This window comes from Altererythrobacter sp. H2, from assembly GCF_035319885.1.
In the GTDB taxonomy this organism is placed as follows: domain Bacteria; phylum Pseudomonadota; class Alphaproteobacteria; order Sphingomonadales; family Sphingomonadaceae; genus 34-65-8.
The window spans coordinates 1,830,306-1,850,626 of sequence record NZ_CP141285.1; the positions used below are offsets into that span (position 1 = coordinate 1,830,306).

Annotated in this window: 19 protein-coding genes and 1 tRNA gene; 7 read left to right on the forward strand and 13 right to left on the reverse strand. The window is 64.2% G+C overall.

The genetic code is table 11. The annotated features are described in order from the left end of the window. Positions 1–2: 2 nt before the first annotated feature. From U4960_RS09210 to U4960_RS09225, 4 genes are all read right to left on the reverse strand, one after another. Entirely contained in the window at positions 3–941 is a 939-nt protein-coding gene (locus U4960_RS09210) for an ArdC family protein (RefSeq protein ID WP_324260353.1), read from the reverse strand. A 154-nt stretch (positions 942–1,095) separates the two neighbouring features. After that, positions 1,096–3,105 (reverse strand): ParB/RepB/Spo0J family partition protein, encoded by a 2,010-nt coding sequence (locus U4960_RS09215; RefSeq protein ID WP_324260354.1) that lies wholly within the window; start codon positions 3,103–3,105, stop codon positions 1,096–1,098. Between the two features lie 310 nt (positions 3,106–3,415). Next, positions 3,416–4,156 carry a helix-turn-helix transcriptional regulator gene (locus U4960_RS09220; RefSeq protein WP_324260355.1) on the reverse strand — a complete coding sequence of 247 codons (741 nt, stop codon included), beginning with the start codon at positions 4,154–4,156 and terminating at the stop codon, positions 3,416–3,418. A gap of 16 nt (positions 4,157–4,172) precedes the next feature. Further along, complete coding sequence (locus tag U4960_RS09225; RefSeq protein ID WP_324260356.1) at positions 4,173–4,799, reverse strand: glutathione S-transferase family protein; 627 nt, start codon at positions 4,797–4,799, stop codon at positions 4,173–4,175. 118 nt (positions 4,800–4,917) lie between these two features. Between U4960_RS09225 and U4960_RS09230 the strand changes: the two genes are divergently transcribed. Next, positions 4,918–5,226 (forward strand): DUF1905 domain-containing protein, encoded by a 309-nt coding sequence (locus tag U4960_RS09230; protein WP_324260357.1) that lies wholly within the window; start codon positions 4,918–4,920, stop codon positions 5,224–5,226. Positions 5,227–5,239: 13 nt separating this feature from the next. On the opposite strand, the gene U4960_RS09235 is transcribed toward U4960_RS09230, so the two are convergent. From U4960_RS09235 to U4960_RS09250, 4 genes are read right to left on the reverse strand one after another with little or no spacing between them, the layout of a single operon-like run. Next, a complete protein-coding gene (locus U4960_RS09235) occupies positions 5,240–6,235 on the reverse strand; it encodes a hypothetical protein (RefSeq protein ID WP_324260358.1) in 996 nt (331 codons plus the stop codon). Positions 6,236–6,273: 38 nt separating this feature from the next. Beyond that, a complete protein-coding gene (locus U4960_RS09240) occupies positions 6,274–7,269 on the reverse strand; it encodes a LysR substrate-binding domain-containing protein (protein WP_324260359.1) in 996 nt (331 codons plus the stop codon). Between the two features lie 46 nt (positions 7,270–7,315). Next, positions 7,316–8,827 carry an alkaline phosphatase D family protein gene (locus U4960_RS09245; RefSeq protein ID WP_324260360.1) on the reverse strand — a complete coding sequence of 504 codons (1,512 nt, stop codon included), beginning with the start codon at positions 8,825–8,827 and terminating at the stop codon, positions 7,316–7,318. Further along, positions 8,827–11,115, reverse strand: coding sequence for a TonB-dependent receptor plug domain-containing protein (locus U4960_RS09250; protein ID WP_324260361.1), 2,289 nt, complete (start codon positions 11,113–11,115; stop codon positions 8,827–8,829). The genes U4960_RS09245 and U4960_RS09250 overlap by 1 nt, the downstream gene beginning before the upstream one ends. Before the next feature lie 522 nt (positions 11,116–11,637). On the opposite strand from U4960_RS09250, the gene U4960_RS09255 reads away from it, so the two are divergent. Beyond that, positions 11,638–13,074, forward strand: a complete 1,437-nt coding sequence (locus tag U4960_RS09255; protein WP_324260362.1) for an IS1182 family transposase — start codon at positions 11,638–11,640, stop codon at positions 13,072–13,074. 118 nt (positions 13,075–13,192) lie between these two features. Here the strand turns inward: U4960_RS09255 and U4960_RS09260 are convergent, their stop codons facing one another. The 4 genes from U4960_RS09260 to U4960_RS09275 all read right to left on the reverse strand — a co-directional run bounded on the left by U4960_RS09260 (position 13,193) and on the right by U4960_RS09275 (position 15,927). Further along, positions 13,193–13,912: an RES family NAD+ phosphorylase gene (locus U4960_RS09260; RefSeq protein ID WP_324260363.1), complete on the reverse strand. Its 720-nt coding sequence runs from the start codon at positions 13,910–13,912 to the stop codon at positions 13,193–13,195. Beyond that, positions 13,909–14,322 (reverse strand): MbcA/ParS/Xre antitoxin family protein, encoded by a 414-nt coding sequence (locus U4960_RS09265; RefSeq protein WP_324260364.1) that lies wholly within the window; start codon positions 14,320–14,322, stop codon positions 13,909–13,911. The genes U4960_RS09260 and U4960_RS09265 overlap by 4 nt, the downstream gene beginning before the upstream one ends. Positions 14,323–14,489: 167 nt before the next feature. Next, positions 14,490–14,957, reverse strand: a complete 468-nt coding sequence (locus tag U4960_RS09270) for a hypothetical protein (RefSeq protein WP_324260365.1) — start codon at positions 14,955–14,957, stop codon at positions 14,490–14,492. Between the two features lie 76 nt (positions 14,958–15,033). Continuing rightward, positions 15,034–15,927, reverse strand: coding sequence for a DUF7146 domain-containing protein (locus tag U4960_RS09275; protein WP_324260366.1), 894 nt, complete (start codon positions 15,925–15,927; stop codon positions 15,034–15,036). Between the two features lie 127 nt (positions 15,928–16,054). Here U4960_RS09275 and U4960_RS09280 point away from each other — a divergent pair, with 127 nt between their 5' ends. After that, entirely contained in the window at positions 16,055–16,456 is a 402-nt protein-coding gene (locus U4960_RS09280) for a DUF5818 domain-containing protein (protein ID WP_324260367.1), read from the forward strand. Here U4960_RS09280 and U4960_RS09285 read toward each other — a convergent pair. After that, a complete protein-coding gene (locus U4960_RS09285) occupies positions 16,444–17,715 on the reverse strand; it encodes a tyrosine-type recombinase/integrase (protein ID WP_324260368.1) in 1,272 nt (423 codons plus the stop codon). The genes U4960_RS09280 and U4960_RS09285 overlap by 13 nt on opposite strands. Before the next feature lie 94 nt (positions 17,716–17,809). Between U4960_RS09285 and U4960_RS09290 the strand changes: the two genes are divergently transcribed. From U4960_RS09290 to U4960_RS09305, 4 genes are all read left to right on the forward strand, one after another. Beyond that, positions 17,810–17,891 (forward strand) — tRNA-OTHER (locus tag U4960_RS09290). 215 nt (positions 17,892–18,106) lie between these two features. Beyond that, the gene (locus U4960_RS09295) at positions 18,107–18,505 is read left to right on the forward strand and encodes a type IV secretion system DNA-binding domain-containing protein (RefSeq protein ID WP_324260369.1); all 399 of its coding nucleotides are present in this window, start codon (positions 18,107–18,109) and stop codon (positions 18,503–18,505) included. Next, positions 18,505–18,969 carry a relaxase domain-containing protein gene (locus U4960_RS09300; protein WP_324260370.1) on the forward strand — a complete coding sequence of 155 codons (465 nt, stop codon included), beginning with the start codon at positions 18,505–18,507 and terminating at the stop codon, positions 18,967–18,969. The genes U4960_RS09295 and U4960_RS09300 overlap by 1 nt, the downstream gene beginning before the upstream one ends. A gap of 219 nt (positions 18,970–19,188) precedes the next feature. Next, a complete protein-coding gene (locus U4960_RS09305; protein WP_324260371.1) occupies positions 19,189–20,067 on the forward strand; it encodes an ArdC family protein in 879 nt (292 codons plus the stop codon). Positions 20,068–20,321: the final 254 nt, after the last annotated feature.

Below are 20,321 nucleotides of genomic sequence, written 5' to 3' on the forward strand. Positions count from 1 at the left end.
CGTCAGGCTGCGAGTGCGACGTCTTCGGGTTCTTCGGCGGCATCTGCGATCATTCGTCCGCCTAGCTTAAGCAGCAGGCTTGAGGCTTCCTCAGCCTTGGCCGCAGCAGTGAGAATTGCGCGGTCGTCTTCGCGCAGGAGCTTCAGCCAATGCTCGATGTAGCTCGCATGACTGTCGAGATGCGTCACCGGCAGACCGAGTTCGGCCCCGAGCATCGCGCTTGAGAGTTCGGCGACCAGTTCCTCGGCGGCGTAGGCCGCCGTGCCGAAGCGGTTCTTGAGATCGCGCGCCAGGCGGCTGGAATGACCCGTCCAGTGCGACAGCTCATGCGCGAGCGTCGCGTAGTAGTGGTCGAAGCCGGAGAAAAGGCTGGCGGGCGGCATGGTCACACGGTCAGGGGTTGGCTCGTAGTATGCCTCGCAGCCCTGGAGGCGCAGATTGACGGGGATCGCGGCAAAGAAGGCATCGAGCTCCGCCTCGCGCCCCTGGGGTTCGACCAGTTCGAGCGAGACGGCTGGATGAAACCGCTCGGGCAGGCCCTCGACCTGATCGGCGTTGAACACCGGATAGGCCTTCAGCACCCGGCGCGCCTGGTCGCTCTTCTCGCCGGTATCGGGCGCTTCGACCTCCTTGGTGTAGCTCTTGTAGAAAATGGCGATGGTCGACTTCTCACCCTTGCGGACCTGGGCGCCGAGGATTTTGGCCTGGTTGTAGGTCATCCAGTACGGCGAGGCGTAGCCGCACATGTCGGCGACCATCCACAGCCAGAATACGTTCATGCCGCGATAGGGAATGCCGCAAGCACGCAAGGGTCGCGACACGGGCACGCCGCGCCAGGGCTGGACCCACGGCTTGGTCCCGGCTTCGAGTCGGGCGATGATCTCCTGGGTGATGCGGGTCGCGGGCGACAATCCGCCGGGCGAGGGTTTGCGATAAGCCATGAGGTGTCTCCTGATGTGGTCTGCCGGCAGGTTCGCCGGTCAGCTCCGCTCAGCCTCGAGCTCCCTCCGCTCTCTTCCCAAGAAGGAAGCGGCCCCTTGGGCGAAGCCAAGGGACCGCTTCAGAGGGGCGAGTCGTCTACCTGTCAGGAGGAGGTCAGGCAGCCAGCTCGCGAGGGGTCTGATTGTCGTCGTTGGCGCCTTCGGCACTCGAAACGGCTTCGCCGGCGGGCTCGGGGATCTGCGCATCGTCCGCTTCGACCTCGACGGTTCCGGCGCCCGCAAAGCGCATGACCTCGGGCACCCAGGCGAGCGCGCGTTCGCGCACCTCGACTTCGGTGATGTAGGTCCCGGCGAAGACGCGCTCGGCGCTCATCGCGAGATCACCCTTCTTGACCGAGGCGAACCGGCTCGACAGGTCCGGACCGCCGACCGCAGCCAGCGCGTCGAGGATCACCGCCTTCGACACCCGGTCGAAGTAGTTCACCGCGGTCGGGCGCCACCAGGCGGCCATGTCGATGCCGATGAGGGTGGCGAGATGATCGTGGAAGTCGATCCTGCGTTCGCCGGCCATGTTGAGACTTGCTTCCAGGGTGCGGCCGACGACGTGACCGAGCCAGGCGGCACGGGCTTCGTCGGAAAGCGCCCGGAAGCGGTCGAACCGCTCCGACACGTCCGCGCCGCCACGCCAGTTCTCGTCGAGGCCTGACTTGAACTCGGCGAGCGAGGCGCTTGCTGCGGCATCTTTTGCCTCAAAACCGATGATCGGGCCGGAAGGTGTGCCGCCCCGCAGTGTCGTTGCCGAACGCGCCCGGTAGTCGAGCGTATCGGCGTCGGCGAGCGTGAAGACCATCAGGTCGAGCGCGAGACCGGGATCGGACGCGACATGGAGCGCGAGGACGTCGCGGCGCTGCATCGCAAGTTCGTCGACGAGGCGCTTCGACAGCGCCGTGCGGCGCTTGCCCTCCCCGACTTCGCCCGACACGATCTCGACCGCGTCATCGTTTCCGCCGTCGACCTCCCGTTCGCCGTAGTACACCGGCTGGAGCACCGGCGTGCCATCGCGCGACAGTACGAGGATCATCCCTGCCTCAGACTTGAGTTCGGACGCGATCACCGGCGGACGAGCCCGGATATCCTGACACTCGCGTTCGATCGCCTCGATCGCCGCTTCCGCCGCGGCCACGGCTTCCTCTGCACTGTCCTCATCTTCGAGGATCGCGGCATGTTCGTCATAGGAAGTGTCGAGTTCATCGAGCCGGGCGAGTTCGGCTTCGGTGAGTGGCGCAGGTTCGGCCGGAAGCCGTACGAGGCCATCGACGAGATCATGGCTGGCGTAGGGATCGAGCGTCGGCTTGACCCACGCGAGGCCCTGCTCTTCGGCAAGGACCTTGGCCTGTTCCTCCATCTTTGCCGCGGCGAGGGTCTCCAGCAACGCAACATCGGCCCAGGCTTCGCTGTCCTCGTCATCGAACAACTCGCGCTCGATCAGGCCACCAGCAGCGATATAGGCATCGCGCCCAACGAGCCGAGCACGGGGGTCGCTGCCTCGCACCGTGCCCGAGAGCACCATGCGGCGGATCGAGTCCGGGTTCGGGGCATAGTAGCCGGTCGAGACCTGTTCGAAGACCCGGGCCTGGATTGCCTGGTCCGAAGTGGCACCGTATGCCTTGGCGAGGTCGAGCGTGATTTCGCCCGAAGCCAGCGCCTCGAACACGGCCGGCGCGAGCTTGGCGAGGCGCAGACGGCCTTCGACGAACCGGACGGTCAGGCCGAAGCGGCGCGCCACATCCTCGATCGAGGCGCCCACCTCGATCAGCGATGCGAAGGCCTGGGCCTCGTCGGCCGGGTTCATCGCCAGACGGTGGAAGTTCTCCGCCAAGCTGGTCTCGATGGCACTTTCGGAAGTGTCTTCGAGCACGAGGCAGGTCACTTCCTGATCCTTGGGCAGGACCTTGTCGTCCGCCAGCGCCAGCATCGCCTTGCGGCGGCGCTCGCCGGCCTCGACCTCGAACTTGCCCTTGGCACCCGGGCGCACGATGAGGTTCTGCAGCAGGCCTCTTGCGGCAATACTGGCCTTGAGCTCGGCGTCGGCCGCCGGGTCACTATGGCGGCGAACATTGCGTGGCGAAGGAACCAGCTTGTTCAGCGGGATCGTCTTGATCATGGCACATACTCCTGATTGCGAGCCCAGCGCATCGACCATCGACGCCCAACCGGCTCAATCAGGGCAAAGCCTCCTCCCCTCTCTCTTAGTTCTCCAGTTGGACCCTGGCGGATTCGCAGTTTCAAGTTCTCGACCTAGAAAGGCTTGGTCCTTGGCTGTTTGCTGGTCACGGCAGCTTCCGACCAGGTTGTGCCATTCGAAGTTTCCGAATGAACGGCAGATATCGCGGGAAAAGCCGCCGATCTGCTTGATGCCGTGATGGTACCTCAACCAAGGCCATGATTCAGCGCAGCCGTTCGGTCGCCGTGCATTACCCGGTCGCGTTCAGATTGACCAAGGACGCGTGCGCTCCGGATGGCGTCGCCCGTGCGCGATCCTCCTGCTCCCGCCAAGCGCGACGCAGCTTGTGAAGCGAGGGCGCAAAGCATTCCGGTAGGATCGTTGCTGATGCGATCCTGTCTGACCGGAAGTTGCGAAACGCGCCGCGCAGTTCGCACCAGCCGACGATGAGGCGCACTTTCTCGAAATAGCCGATATGAATCGGCCAGACGATCCGTTCGCTGGTTCGCCCCTGTTCGTCGCGGTAGCCGATGGCGAGCTTGCGGCGTTCGGGAATGGCGCGGCGCAGGGCCTGCATGTCGATGGCGTCGGATACCATGCCGCGCGCGTCGCCCGCTGCCAGTAAGCCCGATCCGTCGGCCAGGCTGCGCAGATCAGCCGGCAGGATCGCATGCAGCTTGGCGACCAAATCGCGCGCTCCGCGTGCGAGTGCGGCGTCGCCGCGTTCGATCACCCACTGCGCGCCGAGCAGCGCCGCCTCGATCTCGTCGGGTGTCAGCATCAGTGGCGGCAGGTCGTAGCCCGCCTCCAGCACATAGCCCACGCCCGCCTCGCCGCGCACCGGGACTCCGCTGGCGAGAAGGTCCGCCATGTCGCGGTAGATGGTGCGCGGATCACGCTCCAGTTCGTCCGCCAGTTCGCGCGCCGTGACGGGGCGGCGGCTGCCGCGCAGGATCTGGATGATCTGGAACAGGCGGTCCGCCCGGCGCATCGTTTCTTCCGACTTCCTATGCCGCCATGGCTCCTTCCATCAGCCCTTCGGCCGCGGCCACGCCTTTGAGCGCTGCCATGCCATCATACCATGCGCAAATCGAGGGCATAGCAGGCCGTGCCTCCACCAGTCCCAGCTGCGAGAGGCAGGAGAAGACCGCGAGGTCTGCGATCGTCGGTGCGGGGCCAGCGACGCAGGCGGACTGGGAGAGGTGCGCTTCCAGAATCGGTGCCAGCACTGCGAGCAGATTCCGCCCGCGTGCGATGGCACCTTGATCGGCCTGATCGCCTGCGAACATCGTGTTGAAGACGATGTCGGAGGTTGCCGGCGCCAGCCGGCACTGCGTCCAGTCCAGCCATTGCTCGACTAGTGCGCGCGCATGGGCATTGGCAGGATACCAGTCGTCGAGGCCGTTCGCCCTGCACAGATGGCGCAGGATCGCGTTGCTCTCCGCCAACGCCAGGTCGCCGTCGATCAGCACCGGTACCTGCCCATTGGGATTGAGCGCGAGGAAGGCGGCGGAACGATGCTCGCCCGCCATCATGTCCACGACGCGCAGCTCATGGGGAATGCCGCACCCGGTGAGCAGGGCGATCACCCGGCGCGAATAGAATGACCAGGGGTTCATGTGGAGGGTGTACATGGGACGTCCTTTTCTGCTGCTGTGCGACCGAGGACTAGCGAGGTGCTGCTGACAGCATGATGTCAGGACGTTCGGACCAGCCTTGCGGATGGAGGCCGCCCGGCGGCATAGGCTGGCCATGGAGCGCATCGAACATACCGGCACGCTGCGGCGCTGGTCGGGGGAAAGCGGGAACTGGTTCTTCCTCACCATCGATGGCGCGGCCGGCGAGGCTCTTTCGGCCACCCGGCTGATGCGGCGTCTGGAGTCAGGCGCTGCTCGGGGGTTCGGTTCGATCAGGGTGACGGCGCGGGTCGGCGAGAGCCGCTGGCTGACCTCGGTGTTCCCGCAGAAGAGCGGCGGCTGGCTCCTGCCGATCAAGGCGACGATCCGCCGCGCCGAAGGGATCGGCGAAGGCGATGCGGTGGAGTGTCTGCTGGAGTTCTGAGGCGGGACACCGCCTATTTTTCGGCCTCCAACTGCCTTGCGAAGAAATCCAGGATCGGCTGGTTGTATTCATCCTGCCAGAGATGGTTCATCAGGCTGCGCCGTCCGCCTTTCAACAGAAAGTCCGGCTCCCCCGGATAGCCATGCGCGCGCAGCTGCCGTCCCGCCTTTTCCGCGCAGGAGGCGTCGTTGATGCCATCCATCTCATGATGGAACAGGCGGTATGCCGGCTTTGCCTTGGCTCCGCCGTCATCCCAGGGGGCTTCGTTCGGATAACTCCCCGCCTTGCAGGAAGCAGGTTCGATGATCTGCTTGCCGGTCTCGTTGTCATAGCCCGCGCCGTTGACCTTCGCGCGCGGCGAAAGGCCTGCTTCGCACACCCTGCGCCAGCCATAGGGATCGCCGCTGGAGACCGGCGCGAAAGCAGTGACCAGCCCGTTGAAATGCGTGGCCGCGCGCACCGTCATGTAGTCGCCCGAGGAAAGGCCCGTGAAAAAGATCGCCTCCTGGCTACCCGCCGGCCGCGCCTGCGGAATCGTGCGTTGCATGATTTCCCCGATGAACGGCAGGTCCAGATTGGCGCGGTCCCGAACCTCATCGTCCCAGATCTTGCCGCAGACGCGCCTTTCGTTGTCGGTCACCCGGTCGGAGGAATTGAGCAGAAAGACGGCAAAGCCCTCCGCAACCGCCTGCTCGCTGAACCGGACCTGCGGCGCCACTATGCGGGCATTGGCCACGCACCACTGGAAATGCTCGCCGCCGCCGCCATGCATGAGGATGATGGCGCCCTTGCGCCAAACACTTGGCGGTCCCTTCCACAGCAGTTCGCGGGGCTGGCCGGCGACGTTCACCGTGGCGCGGTTCCAGCCGCGCTCCATGCACTGGCGTTCCTGGAACGAAGCCGAGGTCGGGATCGCGGCAGCATCGCCGGCGCCTGCCGGTGAAAGCCAGATCGTCAGCGCGATCAACAGCACAGCGCTGATCGGCAACCAGGACTTGAGGTGACGCATTTTTGATACCCCCGGCAACCTGCCAGCTGTATCGCCGGTCAGCATGAGCCTGTCATGGCCAATCCGCTCTGACGGCCACGATACTGCCGTGTTTCAAAATCAGCCGGGGCGAACTCCCGATGGTCGGCGTGAAGCACCTTGAATCTCGCTACCGACTCTCCGACCGCGTTCGTTAGCCAGCGCGTGAACCGCGCTTCCGCGGGCTTGCGGACGAGGCGATTGACGGGCCTGAACAGGCGATAGCTTTCGCCGAGCGACCGCGCCGGTCCGGCGCAGGGAATCAGTCTGCCGGAATGAAGGAAGGCCTCGCCAATGAGCGGCAAGGCGTGGGCTACACCGATGCCGGCGAGTGCGGCTTCGTACATCAGTTGCAGTGTCGCGTGCTCACGAGTCTCCAGCCGGCTCGGCGAGAGCCCCACGCTGGCGAAAAATCGCGGCCACAACCCGGCGGGCGCTTTCACCGTCAACAACGGATAGTCACGCAGTTCGGCGTCGGTCGCGGGAGGAGGCCGGCCATCGGCCAGCCGCGGCGCGCAGACGGGCAGCGCCGGGGCATCGAACAAATGCTCTGCGATCATGTCCTCGGGCGCATCGAGACCGCCCCATATACCGATCTGCGCTTCGCCAGAACGAAGGACGTCGAACGAGCGGGTCGGCACGATCTCAACTTCGATGCCGTGATCGTGCCGAAGTTCGGCAATGCGCGGCATCAGCCACGTTGTAGCGAAGCTGTGCGAGGCCGCCACCGTAAGGCGCCCGGATTCGCCTTCGCGCAGGGCGAGCGTCGCGCCCTGGATCGTCCGCATCGCCGGCTCGACGAGCGCGAGGTAGCGCTTGCCCTCCGCCGTCAGCGCAGGGACCGTCCCGGATCTATCGAACAGAGCGGCACCGAGGAAGGCTTCGAGCGCGGCGATGCGCCGGCTTATGGCCGATGGGCTCAAGGCGAGGCCGCGCCCCACCGCGCGAAAGCTCTGCCCGCGTGCGGCCGAGACGAATATCTCGATGGATTCGAGCGACGGAGCATTGCGCAGCATGGACCGCGCATAGCCCCTCCATGTCACAGAAATGCGACAGTCGCGTTCAGGCAATGCCGGGTCTGCCGTTCTCGATCGCGTGCCGGCCGATCGAGAAGCACGGCGATCGCCGGTCGGCGAGGTTCGCCACCACCCGCAGATCTATCTCAATCCGCTCGGGCGCGACTGCGAGCAGCACATAACCGGCGTGGGCGTTGTCGTGAAAGCGAACGTGCGGGTTGAGCGCTTTCGCCGTCTCGAACAGCGCGGCAGGCCCGTTTCGCGATGCGAGGCAAGAGGTCACGACTTCGGCGGCCACCACGGAGGTGCCCGGATCGGCGAAATCGCGCTTCACGTCGTTGAGCCAGAAGGAGTGCACGTCGCCGCCGAGCAGCACGGCATTGCGAACGGCGGGATGCGCAAGGCTGGCGAGCGTGCGCTGGCGCGTCGCGGCATAGCCGTCCCAGATGTCGGTGTAGAGCGCTCCCTCGCCCTGCGGCAGGAAAAGCCGGGAGAAGAAGGTCTGCTGGGCGATCAGGCTCCATCCCGCGCGTTCGGATGCCAGCACGCGCCGTAGCCAGGCTTCCTGCGCGGCGCCGAGCATCGTTTCGGCCGGCGCATGTGCTTCGGGGCAATCGACCGCCACGCGCGCGCCGCGCTCCGCCACGGCCGGGCATGGGCGGCCGCTGCGATACTGGCGCGTGTCGAGGACATGAACGGAAGCAAGATCGCCCCAGCTGAAGCGGCGGTAAAGGCGCAGTTCGCCGTCCGCGCGCAGGGCCGAGGGGCGCAGCGGCATATGCTCGAAATAGGCTTGGTAGGCTGCCGCCCGGCGCCGCAGGAACGCCACTGGATCGGCCGTCACCCCGCCGCCTGCGCCGGCATAGTCGTTCTCGACCTCGTGATCGTCGAAGGTGACGATGAACGGCATCGCGGCATGCGCAGCGGCGAGATCGGGATCGCTGCGGTACAGCGCGTGGCGTGTGCGGTAGTCGGCGAGCGAAACCGGGTCGGGCGTGCCGAAGGCGCGAACGTCGGGACCGGCGCCGAAGGACTTCTCATAGATGTAGTCACCCACCTGCAGGACGGCCTCAGCGCCTTGGGCGATCATGTCGCGGTAGCCGGTGAACCAGCCGTGCTCCCAGTGCTGGCATGAGGTGAGCGCCAGTCGCAGGCGCTGCGGCGCCCGCGCGATCGTCGCGGTGCGTCCGGTCCGGCTGACAGCCCCGGCGAAATGGAAGCGGTAGAAAAAGGTGCGCCCCGAAGGCAGCCCGCCGATCTCCGCGTGGACCGCGCCGCCGCGCGCGACGGGAGCAAGCGCCCGCCCCGTGCGGATGATACGCCGGAAGCCCTCGTCGTCTGCGATCTCGTAGCCGACCTCGGCATCTGCGCCGAGGCCCGCAAGGCGGGTCCACAGCACGAAGCCGTGGGTGGCGGGCTCGCCCGAGGCGACGCCGAGAGCAAAGGGATCGCCGGCGAGCCGGACCGGCTGCGCTGCCGGTCGCGCCGCCGCCGCGCCGATGAAGCGGCTCGCCGCCAAAGCCGCCGCCGCTTTCAGCAGGCTGCGCCGATCAGGCATCAGAACCGCGCCGAAAGCCGCAGATACCAGGTCCGACCGTTGAGCCCGATCGGCGTTTCCTCACCCGTCGGAAAACTGCCGCCGGTCGCGGCGATGAAGCTGGCCTGCTCATCGATCTCGTCGGGCCGGGCATCGAACAGGTTCTGCACGCCTGCGGTCAGGCGCAACGCAGGCAGGATGGCATAGCCCGTAGCGACATCCACCGTCTCCTTGCCGCCGAAGGTCTGGGCGTTGGCCAGCGGCGCCGACGTATAGGTGCCGAAAGCCGCCACGTTGACCGCAGCGTCAAACGGGCCATGCGTCAGCTTGCCCTGGAAGGTGAACTTGCTGCGCGGCTGCGCCTCGGTCAGAAACAGGATCGACTTCCGGCTCAGCAGCGGAAGCGAGGGCAGCACGGGATTGGGCCGCAACCGATCCAGCCGGCTTTCGAACCAGCCATAGCCTGCGGCGAGCGCCAGGCGGGTGCCGGGTGCGAGTTCGCCCTGCCAGCGCGCCGTCGCCTCGACGCCGCGCGTGGTCGTATCGACGGCATTGGTGAAGAAGCGGGCCTGCTGAAAATTGGTGATCCCGGCCCCGGCCAGGATCGCCGCCACCGCCGCGCCGCCAAGCTGCTCGCTCAGCGCGATGCGGTCGCGGATGCGGATATGGAAATAGTCGGCGGTGAAGGAGAATCCCTCGATCGGGCCAAACACGACGCCCGCCGTGATGTTGCGCGATCGTTCGGGCTTGAGGTCGCTGGCCCCCAGCGCCCGTGCAACCGGATCGGCGACCGGCAACGTCCCCACGGTGACGAGCTGCCCGGCGCTGAGCGCGCCCTGGACGGCGCTGAAATACTGCTGCTGCAGCGACGGCGCCTTGAACCCGGTGCCGATCGTGCCGCGGATCGCCGCGCCCTCGGCCAGGTCCAGCCGCGCGGTAGCGCGCCAGGTCGCCTTGCCGCCGAAATCGTCATAGTGGTCATAGCGCACCGCGCCGCCGAGCAGCAGCGGCCGCACCGGGCGCAACTCGACGTCGAGGAAGGCGGCATAAGCGTCGCGTCTGGCGTCGGTCGGGTTGCGCGGGTTGAAGCCGGCGAAGCCATCGGCGCCGAGACCGAACCAGGCATCGCGTTCGCCGTTGCGGATCTTGTAGCTCTCGTGGCGGTACTGCCCGCCCACGGCGACGTTGCCGCCTGCCAGGACGCCGTCCAGCGGAAGCGCGAAGGTCAGGTCGCTGACATATTGGCGATAGGTGACGCCGCCCGAATCGAAGTCGGTGGGGCTCGCTGCGCCGAGCGAGACGTTCGCGGTGTCGAACACCCGGAAATCGGCCTTGTTCGATCCGAAGCTCTGGCTGAAATCCGCCCTGACCGGGCCGATCTCGCCGCGCAGCCCGATCGTCGCGCCCGCGTCCCAGATCTTCGGCTCGATGATCGGCAGGAAGCCACCAGGATGGATCGGCGAGAAGCCGGGGATGCGAAAGCCCGCCGCGTTGTTCGACACCTTCCGGGTCAGCGTGCCGAAGGCATAGAGTTCGGCCGCGCCCAGCGGCAGCGCGGCGTCGAGCGCGAGGCTGGCGACGGTCGCCTTGGGATCGCCGATCCGGTAGGTCACGCGCCCGAAACGCTGGTCGACGAAGGCGCGATTGGTCGCCCGCTGATGGCGCGCCGACGCGCTTACCGTGAGATGCCCTTCCGGACCCAGTGCGAACCCCGCGCTGAGGCTGGCGAGCGCGGTCTCGCCGTCGCCCTCCTCGGTCACGCTGCCCATCAACTCGCCGGCGCCGCCCGACCTGTCGGACTTGAGGATGATGTTGACGACCCCGGCGATGGCGTCGGAGCCGTATTGGGCGGCCGCGCCGTCGCGCAGGATCTCGATCCGGGCGATGGCGTTCTCGGGAATGGTGTCGAGATCGACGCCCGCCGATCCGCGCCCGATCGAATTGTTGACGTTGAGCACGGCGTTGGCGTGACGCCGCTTGCCGTTGATCAGCACCAGCGTCTGGTCGGGCGAAAGGCCGCGCAGGGTCACCGGCTTGGTGTTCGCGGCAGTGGCCGTGGTCGCGGCGCGGGCAAAATTGATCGATGGCTGCAGGAAGTTGAGCGCACGCCCGAGATCGGGATGGCCGCTCTCGGTGATCGCGTCGCCGCTGACGACATCGATCGGGGCGGACGAGGCGAGCGCGGCGCGGCCTTCGGTGCGCGTGCCGGTAACGATGATCTCGTCCGCCCCCGATTCGGTGGGAGCGCCCTGCGCGAAGGCCGCTGTGCTCGTACAGGTGGCCAGCCCGGCCAGTAGAATGCGCTTCACCAAAGTCCCCCTCGATCGGTTCGGGGGGCGCTTAGCGGAGCCCCGATCGGGACCGGTATCGATCATTGGACAACGGGTGTTGCCCTCAGCGCAACGGCAAAAGGGCGACTGTCGAAAAAGCATCGCTGAGGCTATCGTGTCGGCTTTGCCGTCGCCTCTGCGTTCACTGCCGCCTATCGTCGTCATTTCGGGCTTGTGCCGTCCGCTGAGCAATAAGCCATCCAGCGAGCAGCGTGGAATTGCGTCAGTAATAGTCAGCCGTCAGGAGAGATGTAGCCGATGGATGATCCCATCGATTACGGTAATCGCGGTCCTGCCTCTCGCAATGCGACGGATCGGCTCGCTACCGCTCGCCTTATTCTCAAGTATGGATCCTATGCACCAAGCTGACCAAGCGTCAAATGTCCGCTTCCGGCAATCTCTGCCGTTTGGAGCATGGCCAAGGAATGGTAGCAAAGTCCCGAGGCTGTGTAAAAACGCTGGAATATGCTATGGTTCTCTCGCGTTTTGGGAGGCTTTGGAATGGGCCGTTTCATCCAAGGTGAAGACCGCCGGCAGGACTATTTGCTGCCAGCATCGCTCGATGATTACGTGCCGGAAGACAATCCTGTTCGTGCAATCGAGGCCTTCATCGATGTGCTCGATTTGAACGCGCTGGAGTTCGCTGGAATGATGCCGGCTGAGACGGGCCGCCCCGCGTATCATCCAGCGACGATGCTCAAGATCTATCTCTACGGCTATCTGAACCGGGTCCAGTCGAGCCGACGCCTCGAGCGTGAAGCCCAGCGGAACATTGAGTTGATGTGGCTCACGGGGCGATTGGCGCCCGACTTTAAGACAATCGCCAACTTCCGCCGGGCAAACGGCGGTGCGATCCGATCTGTGTGCAGCCAGTTCATCGTGCTGTGCCGGCAATTGGGTCTGTTCACGCGTGCGGTCGTGGCGATAGACGGCAGCAAGATGAAGGCGGTCAACAACCGCGACAAGAATTACACCGCCGCGAAGGTCACCTCGCGGGTGAAGCAGGTGCAGGACAATATCGACCGGTATCTCGACGCGCTTGATCGTGCGGACCGCGACGAAAGCGACATTGCCGAGCCGAAGGCGAAGCGCCTGACGGAGAAGATCGCCCGGTTGCGTGCGCAACTGCGGGACCTGGCGGCGCGCGAAGAGGAAGTCCGGAATGCGCCGGACCAGCAGGTGTCGCTGACCGATCCGGACGCGCGCGCCATGGCGAGCGCGGGCCGCGGCACAAGTATCGTCGGTTACAATCTGCAGGCGGCCGTCGATGCCGAGCACCACCTCATTGTCGCGCACGAGCTTTTGAACACCGGCTATGATCGCGGGCAACTCTCACCCATGGCGGCGAAAGCCAAGGATGTGATGGGCGTGGAGGCTTTGGATGCCATTGCCGACAAGGGCTACTTCAAGGGCGAGGATATCCGGACCTGCGAGGGCATGGGCATCACTGCCTTTGTGCCCAGACCGCTTACCTCCGGTTCAAAGGCGCAAGGTCGCTTTGGCAAACCGGACTTCGTCTATCTGGAACAAGAGAACGTCTATCGATGCCCCGCCGGCGAAGATCTGATCTATCGCTACACGTCGGTCGAGGACGGGTTGACCATGCACAGCTACTGGAGCTCGAACTGCCAGACCTGCACGCTCCATGATCAATGCACGACCGGCAAGGAGCGGCGGGTCAGACGATGGGAGCATGAGGCAGTCGTTGAGGCAATGGAGCGCCGCCTCGATCGTAGGCCAGAGGCCATGCGGATCCGCCGACAGACGGTCGAGCATCCGTTCGGCACACTGAAATCCTGGATGGGCTCGACCCACTTCCAAATGAAGACACTGAAACACGTCAGAACGGAAGCCAGCCTCCACATCCTGGCCTATAACTTCAAAAGGCTGATCGCCATCCTCGGCGTTCCAGCGATGATCGCCGCAATCCAGAACTGAGGGTCAACTGCAACCTTCCGCGCAAATCCGAAACCAGCGCCGTTCGTCTGCCAACGCGTTTTTACACGGCCTGTCCCAATGTCGGTCGTCTAGATCTCGCCAAAAAAACCTCAATGGCTCAGGCAGTATCAACCACGCGAAAGACCGCACCCGTCCCCGCATCGCGCACCAGATCGACGCGCATCCCATCCCAATGATAGTCGAGATGGCGCCCCTGAACGGGTTCGGATGCGCAGTCAGGATAGAACAGTCCGACGCATTCCGCTCCCGGATGCCGGATGCTCGGATAGACTATGCCATCGGCCCCACCCGCTCTAAGGGCTGCCGCAAGCCTCTGGGATGCCACATAGCTGTCGGGATCAAGGGCTGGATTGGCGGGCTCGGTTCCTCTCAGGTCGTGCAGATCGGCACTGACCGAAAGAACAATCTCGCGGAATTGAGAGGTCCAACCGGGCTCTTCGGCGGTGCGGGCCATGAACCGGGCATGGTGATGGATGGTCTCGAAGAGAGCGGTTTCGAAGGCATTTCCGACATAGAGAACGCCATAGCTGCCATCGGTGAAGCGGCTTGGCCGGTCCGTGCTGACATGGGTGAACGGCGCCATCAGATAAGACGCACCGTTTCCGCCGACCCTCCGGTCCGCTGGCACAAGGTCCAGATTGCCGATGGTCGCCATGATCCGGGGATTGGTCTTTTGCTCTGCCGAGATCAGCAGCGGCCAGTCAGCGGGGTCGGCGATGTCCTCGAACAGGTCGATCGGCGGAAAGGCGCTGCGGAGGATCCGGACAGCGCCTTTCCACTCAACATGGGAAACAGGGCCTTGCTCTGGATCCGTCACCAGCCACCGCGCTCGGCGTCGAGGTAGCGGCGCACGCGCATGATGTCGGTGAGTTCACCGCCGAGCATGACATCAAGTGCGCTCGATCCGGCGAAGGCGCTATTTCCTGCCTTGATCCAGGCATAACCGCGCTGGGCGTCCGAAAAGACGATCCGTAGCGCCTTGTGAATGCCCATCAGGTTGGAAAGGCGAGCCGCGCCATCACGCGAAACCCGGCCGGCCCCTTCAGCCTTCCAGCGCCGATAGGAGCGCACCGGCATATCAAGCAGCGTCGCCGCCTGTTCGTCGGTAAGTTCCCACTTGCCAAAGAGGTTGAGAACCGCCCTGAACATAGCGGCAGCCTCGCCCTGGGTAATCGGATCCGGACGAAACGCCGGAGCAGCAGTATCAACGGGTTGCAAAGCCAGCATGGCAAGTCTCCATATGGCACTATATATTCCATTGGCTGCCATTTGGCAATATGCTTCTTAGCTACTGGCCAAGCCGCGCGAGGATAACCGCAGCGCCTGTCGTCGGCACGAACAGCCGCGTCTGATAGCGGATGATCTCGGTAAAACAGCCTTGCGCCTTATACCAGTCAAGCCGCGCCACCGACCAACCGGCAAGCTCGAGCCGCTGAGTCCCGTTCTAGCGCCAATTCTCCAGCAGAAATCCCGCAGGCCCGGGCCGCGAGCCAGGCGATGCGGGGCGGCGTTGCGAACTGTTGCCATTCGATCTGCTCGTCGCTGCGAGTGGTCTGGCTCGGCACCAGCGCTTCCAAGCGAGAAAAGGTCCGATCGGCCAATTCAGGCGACACAGCGGTGACGAGCTCGGACTTGTCAGCCAAGAATAGCACCTGGGCCAATTCGAGCGCGGCATGGGCATCTCGCACCGACCAGCGGCCTTCGGCATCGCTGCCGCCGAAATGCTCGCGCATTGTGGCGTTCAGCACGGCGCGGGAGATAGCCTGATCGGCACCGATCCGGGCAGCCAACGACCTTGCCGCGGCCAGAACCTGCGGTTCGGCGGGGATGGTAAAGGCGAGAGCGGGAGAAGCATGGGACATTGGAAACCTCCTGACGAGGCCCAAGTCCGTCTGGGGGCCTCAAAAGGCCCCAAGCCCACTCTCCTCTCTGCTTGGCTCAAGCCGCCGCGCGAATCCGGCGCATCAGCACGTCGTTCCAGTCGTCGCCGGGTCGCTCGGGCCGCCGGGTGACGATCCGGCGCCCCTTGCAGGCATAGGCTTCACGCGCGCGATCCTCGGCGAGGAGTCCACCGGCGTCGTTGTCAACGAAGAGATGCAGCTCGCGCACCGATTCCGGGATCGTGACCAGGCCGAACCGCTCGTTGCCCAGCGTCGCCCAGCAGGAAATGTCGAACATTTGCATCGCCGAAAGCGCGGACTCGTTGCCCTCGGCGAGTCCGAGCCTGCCATCGCGCGGATATGCCAGACGTACGGCTCCCGAGCCCGGACTGCCGAGTGAGCGCTTGGGCTGCTCAAACGAGGCGAGGCGGTCACTGTCGGGATCGAGGAACGTCCGGTTCAGCGCCAGGATACCGGCGTCGTTGCGTACCGCTGCCACCAACGCCGGTAAGAACCGCACGGCGCCCTTGGGCCCGAGCGGCATGCGCGGATGAAAGCGCAGGTCGGAAGATGAGATCGTAATGCCTCTTGCCGAGAGGTAGCGGGCGGCCGGGCTGCCTGCGAGTAGCGAGGCCTCGCGCCACAGTCTCAGCGCATTGCGATCGGCGACTTCCTCGCGTGGCTCCGAGGCGACCGGACCGCCTCGACCGTCGAACAGGTCCGAGATCCGCACGCCAAGCTTGGCCATGCCGGCGATGACCGCCTCGTTGGCGCAACCGGCGAAGCAATGGACCAGGATCGCACGCTTACCGAGCGTGATGCTCAGCGAGGGGGTGCGGTCTACATGGGCCGGACAGCAACACATGCCTCGCGAACGCGACCAGGTGCCACCTAGTGCCTCGACGATCTTCCTGGCGCGAGCTTCGAGTGACGCGTCGTGAACTTGGGACATGAGGCAGCTCCATCGTGACATGCCTCCACCCGCGCAGCCTCCGCTCTGCGCTGCTGCCAATGCGTTTTCCTACATGAAGTGTTCTATATATGTTCTCATCCGATTCGGCCATAGAAGGAATCGAGATATGAGACTGAGATGGGCAGCGATCACAGCGGCGCTGGCGGGATTGGCGTTCGTCGTCCCGGCTCAGGCGCAGGAGGAAATGGCTGCTGAGGCTGCTGCTGCACCTGAGATGCGACCTGACGGCTTCCGCATTGCCGAGGGGGCGAACGGTTTCCAGCTGGTGGAGCATGGGATTTGGCGCCAGCCCCTAGTTGTGAGTTCCGGTCGAATACGCGTGTCGGGAATGCTGAGCCGCGGACGACGCGGAATGATCCTGACCACGAAATCGGACGAGGTTTGGATCGTCGAAAGCGAGGAAGTTACCGACGATCTCATCGGTTCGAACGTGACTGTTGAAGGCGTCGTTGCAGGCATGGATCGCCTACGCGCCGACTGGATTGGCGCGGACTGTCATCCTTCCTGATTCTGCGGCGGATATTTCGCGACGAGTTGGAGAAGCTCCCTGCCCCACAGTGCGAGAGCTTCGCGCTTCTCATTGGTGTACTGATGCCGATGATAAACCCCGGCGACACCGGCCATTGCCGAGCCCGACTGATGATTGAGAACAGCTTCCGAAACGACCAGCGGTATTCCAAGCCTCTGCAGCCCGGTTGCCACTGTCCGACGAATGTCATGCATGGTGAAATGACCGGCGTCATAGCCAAGATTCTCGTCCACGCTTGCCCTAATCCGCTTCCAGGCTTTTGAGAGCCCACTGACACTGTTTGTGTTGGTGACCTTGGACGCCAATAGAATTTGGGACTGCTTGTGGGCGTCGTCAGGAGCGATCCCCGCGGCCGCGAAGATGTCGGTGACGACTGTGAGTGCCTGGGCGGACAGCGGCACGACATTTGCCTTGCCGTTTTTCGCTCTGTCTCCTGGGACGGTCCAAACCTTCGCCTTGAAATCGAACTCGTCGCAAGTGGCGTCGAGCACCTCTCCCCGGCGCTGGGCTGTGAGAACAAGCATTTGCACGAGATGACCGAACGGATAGCCATCCTCGACAGCGGCTTGCCACAGTGCGGCGAGCTCTCGATCGCTGAGTACGCGGTCGCGAGGCTCACTTCGCTTCGGACGCCATGCATCCCGGCAAGGATTGGCTGGCAAATGCTCGAGTCTGGTGAGTGCCCAAGTGTAGAAAGTCGAAAGATGGCGATACACGATGCGCGCCATCGTCAGGGTTTCCTTGCCCCGCTCGAAGGCGATCTTCTCGACAAAGCGGCTCACGTCGCTTCGAGTGATGGAATCCGCGAGACGGTCACCCAGTTCGGGTTCGATGTACTTCCGGAAAACCCGGTCGAACTCCTTCGCGCTCCGTTTTTTGCCCTCGATCTGCTGAGACAAATAAATCTCGTAGAGCTCAGCGACCGTCCCGACGCCCTTCGATCCCTTCCTTTTCGCGCCTGGCTTTCTGGCGATGTTCTTGCCCTGCTCAACATCGACCAGAAGGTCTCGCGCCTTCCGCCGAGCATTGGCAAGAGTGAAGCTCGGGCCATGTCGGCCGATCGTGACATTCAACCATTTGCCTTGAACGCGCTTGCGCAAGATGTACGTCTTGATGCCGCTTGCACCCATCCGAAGCCGGAGCCCGGTCACGATGCCATCAGCAAGCTCAATTTGCCCGGTGGCAGGCGCCTTCAAGCCTGCGATCCGAGCGTCCGTCAAACCAACTTTGTTCGCCATATGTACCTGCTACCTTAGGTAGCTTTTGGTACTGGATACTGGCGAACATTTCAAGAACAATACGGACTATGAATCGCAGATTTCGGCCATTTTTGGACCCATGCGGATGCGCTGGGACCCTCTGATTGCAGCTCTTAATCAGCGGGTCCTAGGTTCGAGCCCTAGTGCGTCCACCAAAACTTCCCAATAAATTCAAGTGGCTAGTGGGGCAACTGCGACCAAGCCCGTGCTCTTTGGAGCCTAATTTTCATTATAGGCTCCATATAGGCTCCACCTCCTCTGTTGGCGTGATTCGCTTCAAGCTATCCACAGATGTTGGTCGATAACCGCCAGTAAGAACCCTGGAGGCATTATTGGAGCGCGCTGAAGCGCCCATGTCCCCTACCCCACATTGTCCTCGCGGTCCCAAATTGCTACGATTGGTCAATGGGAATGGGCATCGCGGAACATCGGCGATGTCGAGGTGGAAGTGCGCAGCGCGTCGGACAGCTTCGAGACCGGGCCACATAGCGGGCGCACGTCGGTCGGCAGCACCCGCGTGGTGCGCCCGGCCGTGATCGAAAGCGACCTGCGTCTGCAGCCGCACCACGGCTTCCTGCAATTGCCCAATGCCTTGCCAGTGGGGCGGATCAAGCTGACGCGGGAGCACATTGATGCGCGGGGACCAGCACGCCATCCTGCCTTTGTTCCGGCCCATATCAGCCGGATGCTGTGGAACCGTATGCCGAAGAAGGCTGACAGCGGCGCGGCCAAGGATGATCCCGCGACCACCCTGAAGGGGCCGGTCTGATGGTCGCCACCATCGGCGCGATCGGCAGTTCGGCAGCCGCCTCCAGCTACTATGAGGCCGACGATTACTACGCCGATGGTGGTATCTCCCCCAGCGAATGGCAGGGCGAAGGTGCCAAGGCCTTGTGTCTGTCGGGCGAGGTCAACCGCGAGACCTTCCGCGCCATCCTTGATGGCGCGCTGCCTCATCTGCGCCATGCCTATGTCCAGACCGCCCACGCAGCCCAAGGCCAGACCGCCGAGCGCGTCCTGATCCATGCAGACAGCCGCTCCGCCAATCTGGTCGATCAGAAGATGCTCTATGTCGCGCTGTCGCGCGCGAAGTCCGAAGCCATTGTCGTAACCGACGACAAGGCGCGGCTGATCCGCGCCATCCACGAACGCGCGGGCGAGAAGCAGACCGCCATGGAAGTCAGTGCTCCGGAAGCCGCGAAGACGAAGTCTCTGGGGGCTGGTCTCGGCTGATCGCGTGATGCGTGACTACCGGGCCATGGCATCCTTCGCCCCGCTGTTGGAATGAACTGCTCCTTGAGTGACAGGCCGTGCCGGGCGGGATCAACAGCCGGCCCGCTCCTTCGGGCTTCGCCCTCCCGTGTTGGCTGTTCCGCGTACCGCTGACCCGCCCGGCCATCCGGCCCGTCCCTTCATCCGCGTTCCCAACGACAGGACGAAGGATTTACAACCATGGCCACCAACGCAGCAGCCAGCATCTACGAAACCATCACCAACCAGATCATCGTCGCGCTGGAGCGTGGCACCGGCGATTACACCCTTCCCTGGCACCGCAGCAGTGCCCCGCTGACCCGGCCCGTCAATGCGGTCACCCGCAAGGCATATCGCGGCGTAAATGTCCTCGCCCTCTGGGCCAGCGCCGAGGCGCAGGAGTTCGGGCATGGCCTCTGGGCGACCTATCGCCAGTGGCAGTCACTAGGCGCGCAGGTCCGCAAGGGCGAGAAGGCCTCGCCCATCGTGTTCTACAAGGTTCTGGACAAGCCCGGGGACAGCGATGACGAGGCGCGCGAGGGCGCGGGCCGGATCTTCGCGCAAGGCTCGCATGTGTTCAACGTCGCGCAGGTCGAGGGCTATGCCTTGCCCGAGGTGCCGGACGCCGAGGCCTTTGATCCCATCCCCGATGTTGAGGCCTTCATCGCGGGCACGAAGGCAGCCATCCGCATTCAGGGAGAGAGCGCCCACTACACGCCCTCCACCGACACGATCACCATGCCTGACCGTGAGCGGTTCTTCACTACCACCACCGCCAGCGCCGAGCAGAACTGGTATGCCATCCTGCTCCACGAGCTGGTCCACTGGACCGGGGCCGATCACCGTCTCGCCCGCACCTTCGGCAAGCGCTTTGGCGACGAGGCCTATGCCATGGAAGAGCTGGTCGCGGAGCTTGGCTCAGCCTTCATGTGCTGCGATCTTGGCCTGTCGGTCACCCCGCGTCCGGATCATGCTTGCTACCTCGCCAGCTGGCTGAAAGTGCTCAAGGGCGACAACCGGGCGATCTTCACCGCCGCCAGCGCGGCGGCGAAGGCGGCGGAGTGGTTGGGGGAGGCATAGCGGTTCTTAGCGCAAACTCCCCAAGCCACTGAAAACGAACAAAAGAGGCAACTTGCAAAGACATCCGAATGGCTTAAGGCCGATCTCGCAAGAGCAATTTGTCGCTCCGTGTTTGCGGCTTGAGGGGTGACCAACCTTGAACGCTTCAGGTAAAAGGCCGCGACAAATTGCGACTCTTGCACCAGGATCGTGACGTGTTTCCCCTTCGCTTAAAGGCTGAACTGCCTTTGAGCGATCAAGCGGGCTGACATATC

Coding starts and splice junctions, on each gene's coding strand:
- U4960_RS09210 (WP_324260353.1), bottom strand. CDS start 941: ATGGCTTATCGCAAACCCTCGCCCGGCGGATTGTCGCCCGCGACCCGC.
- U4960_RS09215 (WP_324260354.1), bottom strand. CDS start 3,105: ATGATCAAGACGATCCCGCTGAACAAGCTGGTTCCTTCGCCACGCAAT.
- U4960_RS09220 (WP_324260355.1), bottom strand. CDS start 4,156: ATGCGCCGGGCGGACCGCCTGTTCCAGATCATCCAGATCCTGCGCGGC.
- U4960_RS09225 (WP_324260356.1), bottom strand. CDS start 4,799: ATGTACACCCTCCACATGAACCCCTGGTCATTCTATTCGCGCCGGGTG.
- U4960_RS09230 (WP_324260357.1), top strand. CDS start 4,918: ATGGAGCGCATCGAACATACCGGCACGCTGCGGCGCTGGTCGGGGGAA.
- U4960_RS09235 (WP_324260358.1), bottom strand. CDS start 6,235: ATGCGTCACCTCAAGTCCTGGTTGCCGATCAGCGCTGTGCTGTTGATC.
- U4960_RS09240 (WP_324260359.1), bottom strand. CDS start 7,269: ATGCTGCGCAATGCTCCGTCGCTCGAATCCATCGAGATATTCGTCTCG.
- U4960_RS09245 (WP_324260360.1), bottom strand. CDS start 8,827: ATGCCTGATCGGCGCAGCCTGCTGAAAGCGGCGGCGGCTTTGGCGGCG.
- U4960_RS09255 (WP_324260362.1), top strand. CDS start 11,638: ATGGGCCGTTTCATCCAAGGTGAAGACCGCCGGCAGGACTATTTGCTG.
- U4960_RS09265 (WP_324260364.1), bottom strand. CDS start 14,322: ATGCTGGCTTTGCAACCCGTTGATACTGCTGCTCCGGCGTTTCGTCCG.
- U4960_RS09270 (WP_324260365.1), bottom strand. CDS start 14,957: ATGTCCCATGCTTCTCCCGCTCTCGCCTTTACCATCCCCGCCGAACCG.
- U4960_RS09275 (WP_324260366.1), bottom strand. CDS start 15,927: ATGTCCCAAGTTCACGACGCGTCACTCGAAGCTCGCGCCAGGAAGATC.
- U4960_RS09280 (WP_324260367.1), top strand. CDS start 16,055: ATGAGACTGAGATGGGCAGCGATCACAGCGGCGCTGGCGGGATTGGCG.
- U4960_RS09285 (WP_324260368.1), bottom strand. CDS start 17,715: ATGGCGAACAAAGTTGGTTTGACGGACGCTCGGATCGCAGGCTTGAAG.
- U4960_RS09300 (WP_324260370.1), top strand. CDS start 18,505: ATGGTCGCCACCATCGGCGCGATCGGCAGTTCGGCAGCCGCCTCCAGC.
- U4960_RS09305 (WP_324260371.1), top strand. CDS start 19,189: ATGGCCACCAACGCAGCAGCCAGCATCTACGAAACCATCACCAACCAG.